General features: G+C 39.9%; 15 protein-coding genes and 1 tRNA gene. 12 read left to right on the forward strand and 4 right to left on the reverse strand.

The genetic code is table 11. The features are described from left to right. Nucleotides 1-3: 3 nt before the first annotated feature. From AVJ20_RS14250 to AVJ20_RS14275, 6 genes are all read left to right on the forward strand, one after another. A complete protein-coding gene (locus tag AVJ20_RS14250) occupies nucleotides 4-1,893 on the forward strand; it encodes a M48 family metalloprotease (protein ID WP_171319298.1) in 1,890 nt (629 codons plus the stop codon). A gap of 174 nt (nucleotides 1,894-2,067) precedes the next feature. Continuing rightward, entirely contained in the window at nucleotides 2,068-2,715 is a 648-nt protein-coding gene (locus AVJ20_RS14255) for a hypothetical protein (protein ID WP_111885691.1), read from the forward strand. Nucleotides 2,716-2,735: 20 nt separating this feature from the next. Then, nucleotides 2,736-3,707 carry a 2-hydroxyacid dehydrogenase gene (locus AVJ20_RS14260; RefSeq protein ID WP_111885692.1) on the forward strand — a complete coding sequence of 324 codons (972 nt, stop codon included), beginning with the start codon at nucleotides 2,736-2,738 and terminating at the stop codon, nucleotides 3,705-3,707. Nucleotides 3,708-3,792: 85 nt separating this feature from the next. Then, entirely contained in the window at nucleotides 3,793-5,232 is a 1,440-nt protein-coding gene (locus tag AVJ20_RS14265) for a M48 family metalloprotease (RefSeq protein ID WP_111885693.1), read from the forward strand. Between the two features lie 121 nt (nucleotides 5,233-5,353). After that, nucleotides 5,354-5,713, forward strand: coding sequence for a hypothetical protein (locus AVJ20_RS14270; protein WP_111885700.1), 360 nt, complete (start codon nucleotides 5,354-5,356; stop codon nucleotides 5,711-5,713). Between the two features lie 160 nt (nucleotides 5,714-5,873). Next, nucleotides 5,874-6,317, forward strand: a complete 444-nt coding sequence (locus AVJ20_RS14275; protein ID WP_265735978.1) for a GNAT family N-acetyltransferase — start codon at nucleotides 5,874-5,876, stop codon at nucleotides 6,315-6,317. Between the two features lie 114 nt (nucleotides 6,318-6,431). On the opposite strand, the gene AVJ20_RS14280 is transcribed toward AVJ20_RS14275, so the two are convergent. Beyond that, complete coding sequence (locus tag AVJ20_RS14280) at nucleotides 6,432-6,878, reverse strand: GatB/YqeY domain-containing protein (protein ID WP_078193617.1); 447 nt, start codon at nucleotides 6,876-6,878, stop codon at nucleotides 6,432-6,434. Nucleotides 6,879-6,917: 39 nt separating this feature from the next. Next, nucleotides 6,918-7,133 (reverse strand): 30S ribosomal protein S21, encoded by a 216-nt coding sequence (rpsU, locus tag AVJ20_RS14285; RefSeq protein WP_001136722.1) that lies wholly within the window; start codon nucleotides 7,131-7,133, stop codon nucleotides 6,918-6,920. Nucleotides 7,134-7,279: 146 nt separating this feature from the next. Between rpsU and tsaD the strand changes: the two genes are divergently transcribed. Next, nucleotides 7,280-8,296, forward strand: a complete 1,017-nt coding sequence (gene tsaD / locus AVJ20_RS14290) for a tRNA (adenosine(37)-N6)-threonylcarbamoyltransferase complex transferase subunit TsaD (RefSeq protein ID WP_111885694.1) — start codon at nucleotides 7,280-7,282, stop codon at nucleotides 8,294-8,296. 43 nt (nucleotides 8,297-8,339) lie between these two features. On the opposite strand, the gene AVJ20_RS14295 is transcribed toward tsaD, so the two are convergent. Next, nucleotides 8,340-9,308 (reverse strand): Lrp/AsnC family transcriptional regulator, encoded by a 969-nt coding sequence (locus tag AVJ20_RS14295; protein ID WP_111885695.1) that lies wholly within the window; start codon nucleotides 9,306-9,308, stop codon nucleotides 8,340-8,342. A 192-nt stretch (nucleotides 9,309-9,500) separates the two neighbouring features. Between AVJ20_RS14295 and AVJ20_RS14300 the strand changes: the two genes are divergently transcribed. Together AVJ20_RS14300 and AVJ20_RS14305 are read left to right on the forward strand one after the other, a co-directional pair. Beyond that, the gene (locus tag AVJ20_RS14300) at nucleotides 9,501-10,700 is read left to right on the forward strand and encodes an MFS transporter (protein ID WP_213066196.1); all 1,200 of its coding nucleotides are present in this window, start codon (nucleotides 9,501-9,503) and stop codon (nucleotides 10,698-10,700) included. Further along, on the forward strand, nucleotides 10,697-12,040 hold the full coding sequence (locus AVJ20_RS14305) for an amidase (RefSeq protein WP_111885696.1): 1,344 nt from the start codon (nucleotides 10,697-10,699) through the stop codon (nucleotides 12,038-12,040). The genes AVJ20_RS14300 and AVJ20_RS14305 overlap by 4 nt, the downstream gene beginning before the upstream one ends. Before the next feature lie 70 nt (nucleotides 12,041-12,110). Here AVJ20_RS14305 and AVJ20_RS14310 read toward each other — a convergent pair whose 3' ends face one another. Continuing rightward, nucleotides 12,111-12,983: an ATP-binding protein gene (locus tag AVJ20_RS14310; RefSeq protein WP_111885697.1), complete on the reverse strand. Its 873-nt coding sequence runs from the start codon at nucleotides 12,981-12,983 to the stop codon at nucleotides 12,111-12,113. Between the two features lie 189 nt (nucleotides 12,984-13,172). On the opposite strand from AVJ20_RS14310, the gene AVJ20_RS14315 reads away from it, so the two are divergent. The 3 genes from AVJ20_RS14315 to AVJ20_RS14325 all read left to right on the forward strand — a co-directional run bounded on the left by AVJ20_RS14315 (nucleotide 13,173) and on the right by AVJ20_RS14325 (nucleotide 15,678). Then, nucleotides 13,173-14,684, forward strand: a complete 1,512-nt coding sequence (locus AVJ20_RS14315; RefSeq protein ID WP_111885698.1) for a DUF3336 domain-containing protein — start codon at nucleotides 13,173-13,175, stop codon at nucleotides 14,682-14,684. Beyond that, a complete protein-coding gene (locus AVJ20_RS14320; protein WP_111885699.1) occupies nucleotides 14,662-15,486 on the forward strand; it encodes a protein kinase domain-containing protein in 825 nt (274 codons plus the stop codon). Before AVJ20_RS14315 ends, AVJ20_RS14320 begins: the two co-directional genes overlap by 23 nt. Before the next feature lie 107 nt (nucleotides 15,487-15,593). After that, nucleotides 15,594-15,678, forward strand: a tRNA-Leu gene (locus tag AVJ20_RS14325). The last annotated feature ends 1 nt before the right edge of the window (nucleotide 15,679 follow it).

Here is a 15,679-nt window from a genome sequence, read left to right on the forward strand (position 1 = left end):
ACATTGAGACGTGTGGGTTATGATTTTATAAAAAACAAAAATATGTTTTGGCCTGTCACCATGTGTATGGCGGCAGTGTTTTTGACCGTCGCAATTATTAATGTAATTGTCGGTTTAATTGTGGATTATTATGATTCCACTCAGTCTATCTATTGGCATGTCCTTAGCCCATTTTTAGTGGCGGCTGTGCTGCTGATTATGTTGGTTTCTGTTCTCTATGATTTTTACATCTTTCGTTTAGGTGGTTATTCACTTGCCAAACAGTTAGGTGCGCGACGTCTGAGTCTGATTGAAAGTATTCCTGAAGAAAGTGTTGCACTGCGTATGACTGAGCAGCTGGCAGATACCTTTCTAATCGATACTCCTGCACTTTATGTCCTACCCGATGAAGTGGGTGTGAATGCGCTCACCGCTGGTTTTAGCCCTCGAGATACATCGATCATTTTAACTTGGGGCGCCTTACAAACCCTAGATGAGATGGAAATGTATGGTTTGCTGAGCCATGAATTTAATAAAATCTTGTCGGGGGAAGCTGCGGAAAATACCCGTTTGAAAATCTTATATAGCGGGTTGACGACCTTTAGTCAGTGGGGCAGTAAAATTGCAAAACGTGGCTTCTATAAAAATGGACAAGCACGGGACAATAAGTTTGAAACCCTTTTTGTTGCGATTGGCGCGGTCATTTGGTTGATCGGAAGCTTAGGTGTATTGATTTCCCGATTTATTAAATATATCTCTTTGGGTTCTCGAACCTATCGTAATGATCAGAAAACCAAACGTCTGATTCAAAATGATGCCAATATTCAAACCTTATTAAGGATTTATGTGCATCATTCAGGTTCGCAAATTCATAGTGAATATGCGGAATCGATTTCTCATATGTGTTTTGCAAACTCACTCAGTCCGCAAAACTGGATGAATATTCACCCAAGTATTGAACAGCGTATTTTTGAATTAAATCCGGCGCTCATTCATGACCTGCAACTAGAAAATTTAAAAAAACTGCGAAACCAGCCGCTATTTTATTTATTCCGTTCACTAGAAGAAGCTAGTCCAGATGTTGCAACACCATGGAACTCGCCACAACCATTACCTTTACTGCGCTTGTCACCGATTAGTTTTGCGATACGAGATGCAATTAAACCGTTGAACCCCGAGATTCGTGAAAATTGGCAGCGGCCTGAATTGATTCAACGTGCCTTACAAACTGCAACCGGTTCGCGTGAGGTGATGGTTGCGATTTTAATGATTCGTCAGTATCGAGAATTTATTCCGACTGAAGCTGAAGTCAGTCGTGCGATTGTGGATGCATTATTAAATCTTGATGGTCGTGTGCATATCTCAATTTTTCATGAGGCATGTAAAAATATTGGCACTATGCCTGCGACGATTTCACGGCAGTTCTTAACCAAGCTGGCCAAAATTATTCAGGAAGATGGTGAAATTGGTTTGCTCGATGCATTACTACTTGAAACAGTGAAATATGAGTTAAATCTGTTGCCTGCACATACACCTACATCTTTAGAAGATGTAAAACCGAGTATTGTGCGGTTGATTGATGCCTTGTTGCATGTGCAACAAATTAACAGTGATAACCAACTCGAAGTGCGTGAAAAAATCCTCAATCGAATCTTAACGAAAGAAGAACTTGAGTTCTATCGCGATATATCTGATGAGCCAATTGATTTGGCTGAAATCCTAAATGATATTTCTGGGCTGCTGCTGCGTGAGCGTCTAAGCATTCTTGGGGTTGCTGAAATCTGTTTATGGAATGATCGAATTATCACGCAAGATGAGTTGGATGTTTTGCAGCTACTATATTGGCGTATTGGATTTGAATCAGCTGAGATAGTTGAACTAATGCAAAAGAAAAATAGTTTAATGATCGTATAATTATTTATAGCGGCTTGATTTATGAATAAATTGTTTAATTTTAAGTCAAAAGTAGTCTGAGCAAGTCTACATAATCATTAGAGAAATAGAGTGGTCTAATTGATTTATAAAAGTTCAGCAAAAACCAATGAATCCCGTTAGAATATCAAGCCTTGAATAGGTGAAAATGAAAGCATGATTGGGCATCAGCGAAGCATAATGGCGGCAATGGGAATTGATGTATGGATTCCTCAGGCAGCACCGTGTCAGCAATTTAGCTCAAATATTTGGCGAGATCAGGCGGCTCCTGAAATAGTCTCTGAAATTCTACTCAAAAATGCGCCTCAGCCAACGCCTGTTTCATCACAGACTGAGCTTAAAAAGAGCGTTGATGTTGTTGTAAATCAACCTGTAGAAGCACCTAAAGATAAACCAAAGGTTGTTGAGCCAGTTGAAGTTCGTCCGATTGTTCAAATTCCTTCGTTTAACTTAGAAGCCATCTGTTTAATGCACTGTGTCATTGTTATTGATGCCACAGAATTAACTGCAGAGCAGCAAGTTTTGTGGAGCAATATTCAGCGCGCAGTCAGTGCAGATTTTTTTGCCTTACAGTGGCCTTTTGGTTGGGTGAATTTGCAAGATGGTCGTGGTGCAGCATCTTATGTGCAGGGCTTTATCGATGCGATGAGCTTGGATAAAAATGTCATTTGCCTAGGCGATATTCCGCATTTAGAGCATGCGAAGGTGTATCCATTGGCATCTTTACAGCAAATGATTGAACAGCCTTTATTGAAAAAACGCCTATGGCAATTTATGCAAAATAAGGCAGGACAAAATACTTAAATTACGTAAATGGAAAATTTATGCAAAAAAAAGTAGTGGTTTTTAGTCAAATAGATCAAGAAATAATTCAACGTTTAGAACAGCAATTTAAAGTTTTTCAAATTAGCCCTAAATTGGGCGATGTGAATCAGCAAATTCTTGAGCATTCAAAAGATGCTGACGCCATGATTGGTGCGGGGCGTTTGTTGAATGCCTCAAATTTAGCGCATGCATCACAATTAAAAGTCATCTCAAGTGTAAGTGTCGGTTATGACAACTATGATTTAGCATTTTTAAATCAAAAAAATATCTGGTTGAGCCATACTCCGCATGTATTGACGGAAACTACAGCAGATTTAGCATTTACCTTATTGATGAGTGCAGCACGTAAAGTGCCTGTATTGGATCAATGGACCAAACAAGGGCAGTGGAAGCGTACAGTGGGCCCTGAGCAATTTGGCATGGATGTCTTTGCTAAAACTATTGGTATTATTGGCTTAGGGCATATTGGCGCAGCGATTGGGCGTCGTGCTCGCTACGGCTTTAATATGAATGTACTCTATCATAATCGCCGAGAAAAAATTGAATTGGCTGAATCTTTATCAGCGCAATATTGCGATTTGGATGATTTGTTGCAACGTGCTGACTTTGTGGTCGTTGCAGTGGATTTAAATGCAGAATCGAAAGCTTTAATTGGTGAACGTGAGTTGGCCTTGATGCAATCGCATGCGGTATTGGTCAATATTTCACGCGGTTCAGTGATTGATGAAGCCGCTTTAATCGATGCATTAAGTCGTGGTCAAATTTTTGCAGCAGGCTTAGATGTGTATGAGCAAGAGCCACTTCAAGAATCCCCATTATTTACATTAGCCAATATCGTGACATTACCCCATGTGGGTTCAGCAACAGCGGCAACCCGTAAACGTATGGCGGAATTGGCTTATCAAAATTTAGTGGATGTTTTGGTACATGAGCGCGCGCCACGCTATGTGGTCAATCCAAAATTTGAATAAACAATCACAACAGTTTTCTCCATAATTCACCAAAATTCAATGCTATATTCGATGAAGTACGAATATGAAATTTAGAGAATAGACTTTGAAAAAGATTTTACTGGCATGTGGTCTCGGGCTTTGTTCGACATTGGCGCAGACGCAGTCCGTAGATTTTAGTTCATCCCCACAATTTTCTGTGCCTGAAATTGGTAGTGGCGTCGGCTTGTTGGATCAACAAAAAGAACGTGCCATTGGTGAGAAGGTGTATCGTGAGGTGCATCGTCAACTCCCTGTGACTGAAAATCCGTGGATGGAAGATCGTCTTTTATCTGTCTTTACGCATATTTTGAGCCAAACCCAACTCAACCAACCGGTCGGATTGTTATTAATTAATGATCCACAAATTAATGCTTTTGCTGTACCGGGTGGTTTATTTGCATTAAATGCTGGATTAATTAATTCAGCTCGCAACATGGATGAAGTGGCAGGGGTGATGGCACATGAAATTGCACATGTCTCACAACGTCATTACAGTCGTTCACAAGAAGCTTTTAAAGGGCAAGGTTTATTGTCCCTAGCCGGTATCTTGGTCGGAGCCTTGGTGGCCTCACAGGCAGATGGTGATGTAGGTGCGGCTGTAATGATGGGTTCACAAGCCGCTTTAATGGATAAACAGCTAACCTATAGCCGCAATCAAGAACGTGAAGCAGACCGCATCGGGATGCAGTATATGTACCGTGCAGGATACAATCCTCAGAGCATGGCTGACTTCTTTGAAGTGATGCATCGCTCTACGAGTCGAGTGAGCTTTCTGCCTGATTTTTGGTTGACGCATCCATTAACCACGGAGCGTATGAGCGAAGCTCGCTTACGTGCCAATCAGTTGCCTAAAGTTAAAACCAGTTTGGTTGATCAAGATTTTGACATTCTGCGCTGGTATAGTCGAGTACTCTCAGGTCAGGCAACTGAATTGCAATTAAATGCGATGGTGGCGCAAAAGAATTATGCAGCTGAGTTGGCTTTGGTGAGCTTGCATATTAAGCAAGGTGACTTTACTGCTGCTCAAAAGTTATTAAATGAAGCAGCAAAACAAAATGCATCGCATGCACTTTTTACGATTTTACAGACTGATGTGCTGTTGGGACAAAACAAAACAGCCGATGCTGTGAACGCTGTGAAAAGTTCGGCAATCATCATGCCTGAAAATCGTGCATTAAATTATAAATATGCAGAGGCTTTGATTCGAAACAAAGAATATGCGCAAGCACAACTGATTCTACAGCGATTTTTACAAGCAAATCCACGTGACTTGAGTGGTTGGCGACTCATGTTGCAAATGTCTGATGCAGACAAAGACGCAAGCTTCCGTTCGGTCAATGTGCTGCGATATCGAGCTGAAGTAGAGTATTGGGGCGGGGATGAAGAACGCGCGATTAAATCTTTGCTACAGGCGCAGCGCATCGCCAAAGACTCGAAAAGTCTTTCTGCAAAAATCAAGCAGCGTGTAGACGAAATGCAAAATGAGCGGAAATTAAAAATATAAAGATTTCAACTGTGATGCACTTATCTATGTTGATTATAAAGTGCAAATTGTAGTTTTAGTGGCTTAGATTAATCAGTGTAAACTAGCTGGATGTAAAATGTTTATGATTAAGAACTTACAAATGAAAAATATGATTTTGGCGGCCTGTCTGTTGGGCTTAGCAACGAATATTGCAGCAGCTAGCGCAGAACAATATGTGATCGCTGTGAATGATATTAACGAAAAATATAAAACCGATGTACGCCAATTTTTTAGTCAGTTAGACCCGCAGCAACAGGGATTTAAAGCAGACCAGCAAGTGAAATACTGCGGTATTGTTCAGACTTATGTGAATGATCTTTATCGTGCTGCAGACGAAAATCGTGCATTTTTAGATCGTGAGTACCGTAATATGAATAAGCAGGATGTGATTCAGCAGGTGATCGCATCAAAAGAGATGCAATTATTAAAAAAATATAATGTGCAATGTGCCCTAAATTAAAAATAAATTTATAAGCATTTTAAATCATCACGAGAAACTGAATAAAAATGAAACTCGATGATTTTGATATGAGTCATGGCAGAATCACGCTTCAGTTGATTCAGCGCCACGATGCAAAGCACTTTATGAGGCTATTTGTCAAAGTATAGAGATCTTACGAATGTTTCCTGCAAGTTTGGCTTGGTCCTTACAAGAACCTAATTTAGATGCTTCATTGGCATTTTGTGATTCTAGAGTGTTGGCTGCGTTAAATCAGGAAAATTTTGTTTATGTAATTCGTGAGCAACAGTCGCATAACTTTTTAGGTGTTATGGATATACATCAAATCAATTGGATGGAAAATCAAGCTGCCGTTGGATTTTGGGGAAATGTTGAATTTAAAGGGCAGGGTTTGATGACTGAAGCCTTGCAGTTATTTGTGGATCAATTATTGAATGATCTAGGATTTCAGCAATTAAACGCTTTTGTAGATGTAGAAAACAAGCAAGCACGACGTCTATGTGAACGAGCAAATTTTAAATTGATTGAAATCGAACAAGCTGCAATTCAAAATCCAGTAGATGGAAGTTGGCGAGATATTTGTAAGTATGAAATCGTTAGATAAGAAAGAAAATTATAAATGATGAATGAATTTGAATTATTTTTGAATTTGGATAATTTGGCTATTTAAGTCATCAGCGTACTTAAATAGACCAAATCAAACAATATAGATGAAAGATTAAGAGAGTTTCGCTTTAATTTTAGCTGAAACTTGTGCAGGATCGGCACGTCCGGCTATGAGCGGACGTAGAGAGTTCATCACCTTACCCATATCTTTCATGCTAGTAGCTTCTTGCGCAGTAATTGTTTGCGCAATGATGGAATCAAGTTCTTCCTCAGTCATAGCTTCTGGTAGAAATTGAGATAACACCTCAATCTCGGCTTGTTCCTTACTAGCTAAATCATCTCGATTTGCACCTAAAAAGGCTTTAACCGATTCTTTGCGTTGTTTGATTTGCTTTTCAATGACCGCAAGAACTTGCTTATCGTCAAGCTCTATGCGCTCATCGACTTCGATTTGCTTGATTGCTGCCTGAAGACTACGTATTACCGTTAACTTGTCCATTTCTTTAGCACGCATAGCGGCTTTTAAAACTTCAGTTATTTGGTTTTTTAAAGTAGTCATTTATCTTGTCCAGGTTAGTCAATCAATCACAAATTAATCTTAGTAAAGGCGAGTAGTACGTACTGATTCGCGAGCCAATTTCTTTTGGTAGCGTTTAACAGCAGCAGCTTTTTTACGTTTACGTTCTTGAGTTGGTTTTTCGTAGAATTCACGTTTACGAACGTCAGCAAGAACACCCGCTTTTTCGCATGAACGTTTGAAACGACGGATAGCTACGTCTACTGGTTCGCCTTCTTTCAATTTAACTTGTGGCATGAAGAATCCTCATTAAGTTATGGATAAGATCTCGGGTCGAATTACCCTTGATCACAAGTGAAGGTCAGTATTTTACTCATTTACATCTCATATCACAAGTCTATAATAGGTTTCGCAATATTTTGAAATGGGCAAAAGGCAGTTTAATGATCGTTTTAGGCTTGGAAACTTCGTGTGATGAAACAGGACTCGCACTCTACGATAGTGAGCAAGGATTACGCGGACAAGTATTGTATAGCCAAATCAAACTGCATGCAGAATATGGTGGTGTGGTACCTGAATTAGCTTCACGTGACCATGTGCGTAAGTTAATTCCCTTATTAAAACAATTGCTTGAAGAAAGTAAAGTTGATAAATCTGAAATTGATGCCATCGCATATACACGCGGGCCGGGCTTGATGGGTGCATTAATGACAGGCGCATTGTTTGGTCGTACGTTGGCATTTGCACTGAATAAACCTGCAATTGGTGTACATCATATGGAAGGTCATATGTTGGCGCCTTTGTTGTCTAAAACTCCACCAGAATTTCCATTTGTGGCACTTTTAGTCTCTGGCGGACATACTCAATTGATGGCTGCTTATGGAATTGGTCAATATGAATTATTGGGTGAGTCGATTGATGATGCAGCAGGTGAGGCATTCGATAAAGTCGCTAAAATGATGGGTCTACCATACCCAGGTGGTCCAAATATTTCGAAATTGGCGATCAATGGTGACATCAATGCCTTTGAATTTCCACGTCCAATGCTACACCAAGGTTTAGATTTTTCATTTAGTGGTTTAAAAACTGCCGTTTCAGTTCAATTGAAAAAAGTTGAAGGCGAAGGTCGTGAGGCGGATATCGCTGCATCATTCCAAGAAGCGTTGGTTGATACATTGGTGAAAAAATCAGTGAAGGCCTTAAAACAAACTGGTTTAAAACGTTTAGTTATTGCCGGTGGTGTAAGTGCAAACAAGCGTTTACGTGAGCGCTTAGAAGCTGACTTGGCAAAAATCCGTGCAAATGTGTTTTATGCAGAACCTGCGCTGTGTACAGATAATGGTGCAATGATTGCGTTTGCAGGTTATCAGCGTCTTAAGGCGGGTCAGCATGATGATTTGTCTGTTACAACTACACCGCGTTGGCCGATGACGGAATTAAGTAATCCAAACGAAGCGTAAAAATCGTTAAAAAAAAAAGAACCGCATTTGCGGTTCTTTTTTTTTAATCTAAATTTGAAAATAACTGCGCGCTGCTGATTTTTCGCATAAATCCTGCACGTTTTAATGCCAATGTTACCATGTTGGTATTGCAAGATTGAATGCCTTCAAAATTACCAAGATCTTCTGTAATGAGTTTCCATAAATCACTTAAATCATTACATAGGACATGCCAGAAAAATTGTGAATCTCCACTAATGCCAAATAGGCAGCGTGTGTTTTTAAGTTCAGACAAGGTTTTGGCAATTTGATTTGCTGCATCTGGACGAGCTTTAATCAAAATAATCGCTTCGGACTTATAGCCCATCAAACTGGGTTCTACATCGACACGAATGTTGAAAATGCCTTCTTCCAATAAATCATTCAATAATTTCTGAGTTTTATGTTCACTGAGTTCGATTTGCTCTGCCAAACTTTTAATAGATGAACGCCCATCAATAGACAGAGCATGAATCAGTTTTAACTCTATTTCAGTCAAACTTCTAAAATTGACGTTTTTATCGCTTGTACCTTCTAAAGCTTTGGGTTTACTGGCCCAAGTAAATGGTTTTAATACGGCTTGGGTTTCTACGGTTTTAATATCCGGAATTTGAGTAACAAAGTCGTGCATCCACACAGAAAGATCGGCGGCCTTTTCTAATCCAATTTCAAGGAAAATATCGGCAAGTCCTGTGGTTAGAAAAACAATGCGTACTTCTGGACGGTTTGCAAAAAATTGCGCAACTTCTTTTTCCTTCCCAAATTTCACACTGATCCAGACATGAACGGTGTAACCCTTATTAGCAACCACAGGATTTAATTCAATTGCAGTTCGTATAACTTGGTCATCTAGCAATTTACCTAGACGTCGAGACAACTTTTTTTCAGGGACATCACTAATCTGGCTCAGTTCTCGCCATGATCCTCTCGGATTGGAAATAAGAGCTTTGATGCATGCAGTATCGATTTCGTCGAAACTAAAAGATTCACTCATGATGATTGAATTGTCTAAAAACTAATTATAATCTAAATTTAAGTCTAGAAAATAAAATACAACCTGTATTTATGTCTAAATATTAAATGAGACGCTTATGGATGAGTCAAAAATGCAAAACTCAATTTCCACACAAGGAAATGTATCACAAAAGAAAGTTATTCTTGCAGGAACTGTAGGAAATGCTATTGAATGGTTCGATTGGACGATTTATGCAACTTTGCAGTATTTTTCGCGAAACAATTTTTCCCATCAGATGATCCAACTGCATCCTTGCTTGCGACCTTCGCAATTTTTGCTGTAGGTTTTTTCATGCGTCCATTAGGTGGAATCGTATTGGGGATCTTTTCTGACCGCTATGGTCGAAAAGCAGCTTTGGCCGCAACTATCATAATGATGGCAGGTGGTTCTTTGATGATTGGTCTTTCACCAACCTATGAATCAATTGGTATTTTTGCGCCGATTATTTTGGTATTAGCGCGATTACTTCAGGGTTTATCTTTGGGTGGTGAGTTTGCTTCAGCGGCAACTTATCTTTCAGAGATGGCACCAAAAAATAAACGCGGATTCTATTCAAGCTTTATGTTTTTTAGTTCAGCGATTGGTATTTTGATGGCCTCAGGTCTTGCTTGGGCTTTAACAAGTACTTTAACTGAAACGCAAATGAGCGAATACGGATGGCGTATTCCGTTTATTTTGGGTGCGATTGGCGGCTTAGTGGGTATGTGGATTCGTAAATCAGTACCTGATAGTGAAATGACCCATAAAAAAGAATCAGTAAAAAATCCTTTGGTTGTACTGATTAAACGTCATCCGAAAGAAACGCTTCGTATTGTGGGTATTTCTATCTTAACAACATTTGCATTCTATATTTTTGTGGTCTATGTCCCGACTTATGCCATTAAAGTTTTAGGCGCAGAGCCACAAACAGCCTTTGCTGCAAATACTGTTGGCTTAATTATCTTTATGTTGTGTCAGCCTGTATTTGGCTGGCTATCAGACAAAATTGGTCGTAAACCGCAGTTGATCGTGTTTGCTGTGGGATATTTAGTGTTCTTTTATCCAATCATTAAATGGATGGATGGCACGTTTGCATCAATTTTATTGGTCGAGCTTTTCGGCTTGGTTTTATATGCTTTATATACCTCCATTGGCCCAGCTGTCATGTCTGAACAGTTTCCGACAGAAGTTCGTGCAGTTGGCATTGGCGCACCCTACAACTTGATGGTGGCTTTACTCGGCGGCACAACACCGTATGTGCTAACTTGGCTACAAAGTATTGGTAAACAAGATTATTTCTACTTTATGGTATTGGTTGGCGCATTATTAACATTAATCACATTTATGAAAATGCCTGAAACGGCAGGAAAAGGTTTGGAAGATATAAAATGAATATTGTGAATTTATCTGCACTTGAGCTTGGTCGCCAGATTGCCTGCAAAAAGATAACTTCAGTAGAGACAGTTCAATTTTATATTGATCGAAACCAAACATTTAAACATCTAGATTGTATTTCGGAATTATTCGAAATCGAGGCTTTGCAACAGGCACAACATTTAGATGAGTTGCTTCAGCAAGGCACTCGATTGAGTCCATTTCATGGTGTGCCAATTTTACTAAAGGATAATCTGGATGTAGCGGGTCATATCACCTATGCAGGTACGGTTTATTTAGATCAAAAAGCGCAAGCGAACTGTAAACTGGTTGATCAATTGCAAGATTTAGGTTTTGTGATTTTAGGTAAAACTAAAATGACCGAGTTGGCTTTTGGTTTGTCTGGTCAAAATCCAATGCAAGGCACACCTAAAAACCCGTGGGCAGAGCAGCAATTTGCACCGGGTGGATCATCTTCAGGTTCAGCGGTTGCTGTAGCTAGTGGTCTTAGTCCTATGGCCTTTGGCGGTGATACAGGTGGTTCGATTCGTACACCAGCAGCATTAAATGGCATATTTGGTTTTAAACCTTCAGCCCATAAAATTGCCGACACGGGTGCAGTACCTTTATCCAAAACTTTAGATACTCTAGGGCCTTTTGCACGATTTGCAGATGATATTAGCGCTTTAGTCAATGTACTGATGGATGTAGATGTTGGAGCGGCATCAAGTCAAAATGTAATTTATGCTTTAGATGAATCTGCATTTCCATATCCGCTTGAGCCTGAGGTATTAACCCTTTGGCGCGAAGGGTTAAAACGCATTGAATCATTGGGAATCGAAATTAAAAACTGGCAACCACCTGCACATTTCGATTTTCATGATTTATCGGACCGGACGTCTGACATTATTGCTTATGAAAGTTATTTATATCATGGCGATACAGCTGAAAATGCTGAAACACAGATGTGGGAATTAGTTCGTCAGCGTGTGCTGCGCGGTAAGAGTGTTACACAGGAAAAATACGAGTCATTGATTGCACAGCGAACTGAGTTTCAGCAAACATTTAAAGCTTCTTTAAATGGTCAATGTTTGCTGTTTCCAGTGAGCCCATTCCTTGCAGTTGTGTCAAGCTCAACGGATATCGAGTTTAGTCATGTGGGTGAATACACGCGTCCATTTAACTATTTAGATGCACCAAGTTATGCTTTTCCAATGGCTCAAAGTGAAAGCGGACTGCCGATGGGTATTCAGTTGGTTTCATATCAAGCCAATGATATTAATGTGGTAAACACAGTGCAGAAAATTGCCAATGGTTTAGGTATTCGTTCTGTCCTTCCACCTATTTGCCAGAATTAAAGAATCATTTGTCATATTCAATTATAAAGAACCGCTATAGCGGTTCTTTTTTTTATTTAGTTTTTTGGCTCTAGGCTTGTTTAAGTTGTTCTGACCCAATCCAATGCTTTGAAAATTGATAAGCAGCACGCCCTGAACGTTGCCCACGACCTTGACACCAACGTAGTGCCTCAGCACGCGCTTCATCTGTCCATGGCATCTCGGCTTTAGCCAAATAATGTTCAACGATTTCTAAATATAAATTTTGATCCATTGGGTAAAACGACAGCCACATCCCAAAGCGGTCAGAAAGAGATATTTTTTCTTCAATCGCTTCTTGTGGATGTAATTCTGTATATTGAGGAACATCTACCTTGGTTACAGGTGTATTTTCATGCATGAATTCAGGCAATAAATGACGACGGTTACTGGTAGCATAAATAATAAAATTACTTGAACCTGATTGTAATGAACCATCCAAAACACTTTTTAAGCTGCGATAGTTTTCATCTTCAGCATTGAATGCCAAATCATCACAATACACGATAAATTTTTCAGGGCGATGTTCAATTAACTTTTGGATTTCTGGCAAATCAGATAGATCATCACGCTCAATTTCAATTAAACGTAAACCTTGGTCTGCATAATGGGTGAGCAGAGCACGGACGATGGATGATTTACCTGTACCACGAGAGCCAGTGAGTAAAACATCGTTGGCAGGTAAGCCTTTTAAAAACTGTAAAGTGTTTTGAATCACTTTTTCTTTTTGACGCTCAATTCCTTTTAAATCTTCTAAATACATGACTTTGGGCTGTTGAATGGCTTTAAGCTGTTTATCTTGCCATTTAAAAGCGATACTCGAAAAATCGGGTGCTTGTTTAAGCTCAGGCAAACTGTGCTGTAGTTGTAAGAGTACAGTAGATAGTGATTGAAGGATGTTGTCAGGTAAATCAATTGTAGCCATGATAAGTCAGCTTGTCGTGTCTTGTTGTTGGTTAGTATATGACAGCAGTGTACATCAATAATGCAGTTATAATCGCCTAAATATGTCAAAGTTAAATGATTGTTCTGGCAGATCAGCGCTATTCGAACAACCAAAAAGTTGTTATAAATCTAGCTGAGGGAACAGTTTAAAGTGTGCTGAGGGATAGTCATGTTGTTTACAGGGTTTTCAAAAAGTATTAATCCACATCAGGCATATCGGATAAAAAAATTAAAGCGTCAGCTCGACCGTGCTGAATGTTATGAAGAATGGAAAGATATCGCACTTAAAATAGATGAAGAATCGGGTGCGCAAGAATGGAAACTCGATAATAGTTCACCGTATTTTGATGCAGAAATCATCACACATCGTTTAGGGTTACTGAGACGATATCGTGCTCAGAAACGTACTCGAGATTTGATGTACATTTTAAGTGAAGGTTTAACTTATGATGTGGGCAATATTGCCCATCCCTTGCTGTTTACAGAAGCCTACGTCGGTACCAAAAAAATTATTGAAGACTATGTTGATGAGGTGAGTCAAAGTTTGGCATTTATCGCATCCCACGAATGCGTTTGTCTTGATGCTGCACAAAAAATTGAATTCTTTGAACAAAGCCAAAAAGCCTATGGTCAACCTGTTTTGATGTTTTCAGGCGGTTCAACTTTAGGTTTGTTTCATACAGGTGTGTGTAAAGCACTGATGGAGCAAGATCTGATGCCCAAAGTTCTGTCTGGTTCCAGTGCTGGCGCCATTATGACCGGGATGTTGGGTGTATCTAAACCATCAGAATTTACCAATTTATTAAATGGACAAAACTTCTTTAGTGAGGCATTTCACTTTCGTAAATTGACTGAGTTAGTGCAGGGTAATGGCGGTTTGGCAGATGTAAAATATCTGAAAAAGTTTTTGGTTGAAAACTTAGGTGACTTAACTTTTGCCGAAGCTTATAAGCAATCTGGTCTGCATATCAATGTGGCAGTTGCGCCTTATGATGCATCACAAGATGCACGAATTATGAATGCGTATACATCACCCGATTTGTTGGTTTGGAGTGCAGTGTTGGCATCATGTGCAGTGCCCATTCTATTTCCACCGGTACGACTGACCAGTAAGCGTTATGACGGGCAATTTACGCCATATATGTCGGCTACACGTTGGGTGGATGGTAGTGTGCGCAGTGATTTCCCACAGGAGAAAATGGCACGTCTATATAATATTAATTATAGTATCGCCAGTCAGGTCAATCCGCATATTGTGCCGTTTATGCAGGATGATGCATCACGCTTTCGTAAAAGTATGTTGAGTTGGCCTGAGCGGATCGTTCGTCGTCAAGGTAAGGTGATTAGTAAAGGGGTGATGGATTTTGCCCGTGAGCGTGCAGGAAGTATCCCACCGGTAAGACGGTTGCTTGATCATGGTTATGGCGTGGTGGATCAGCGTTACTATGGTGATGTCAATATTGTGGGGAAATATGGCTTAAGACACTATAGTTATATGTTGCAAAATCCTCGACCTTATCTGTTTAAAGTATTGCAGCGTGAAGGTGAAAGAGCCACTTGGCCGAAGATTTCATTAATCGAAACGCAAGCCCGCATTGGTAAGACCATTCAGCATTGTTTGGAATTATTAAATTATCAAAATGAACCCAGTCAACGACATGCAGAATTTATTGCGGTTTAAATCCACAGATTTAGCGCAAACCATTTGCGAGCCAAAAACCAAAACCAAAAGTTTGGTTTTTGGCCGTCGTCTATATCAATTTCAATTCAATCAACAACGTTATTGGCTCAAGGCGCAAGTCAGTGACAGCAGCCCTGAACATGTAGCTAGTTTTGGTCGAGAAATTGAGCTGTACCAGCTATTCAATCAAGCGTCTACACAAGACAGCATCACGCTACCTTTTCAAGTGATAAAAGAGACGCATCTCAGTATTCAGCAAGAGCCTATTGATCGCCTATTAATACTGCCCAATGCTGAGCCTTGGTTCTTACAGCCTGTATCGAATTTGAGCATTGAGCAGGTGAGGCAGGTGCTATGGCAAGCTCTCGATGTGGTTGAACGATTAAGCTTGCACGGTTGGATACATGCAGATTTAAAACAAGAGCATTTTGTGGATTGGCAAGGGCAGTGCAGACTCATCGACTTTGAGCAAGCGCTACCATTAGATTTTGATCAGCAAAATGCCTTAACTGCGACACCACGTTATATGGCTCCAGAACTTTTCCATGGACAAGCAAAATCTTTGCACAGTGATATCTATGCGCTGGGGATTATTTTCTTGGAATGGCTGACATCACAGCGTTTAGAGGCGAAAAACTATCAAGATTGGGCCTATTTACATTGCCAACGCTTAAAGCTTGATCTGCCGATGCAATATCAAGGGTTTACTCAGCTATTGCAACACATGTTGATGAAGCAAAAAAATGACAGATTGGTGGATTTTCATCGCTTAAAAAGTGACTTAGTTGCTGAATTTGCTTAAGAAAAATACAAAAAAAGCACTATTGTTTTTTATTTAAACAAACAAGATGCTTTTTTATAAAAAAGGCTTGTCATGTAGGGGTGATCTCTATAATATACACAGCCATCGGGGACGTGGCGAAATTGGTAGACGCACTGGATTTAGGTTCCAGCGCCGCGAGGTGTGAGAGTTCGAGTCTCTCCGTCCCCACCAC

Source organism: Acinetobacter sp. CFCC 11171 (assembly GCF_003268405.1).
In the GTDB taxonomy this organism is placed as follows: Bacteria; Pseudomonadota; Gammaproteobacteria; order Pseudomonadales; family Moraxellaceae; genus Acinetobacter; species Acinetobacter amyesii.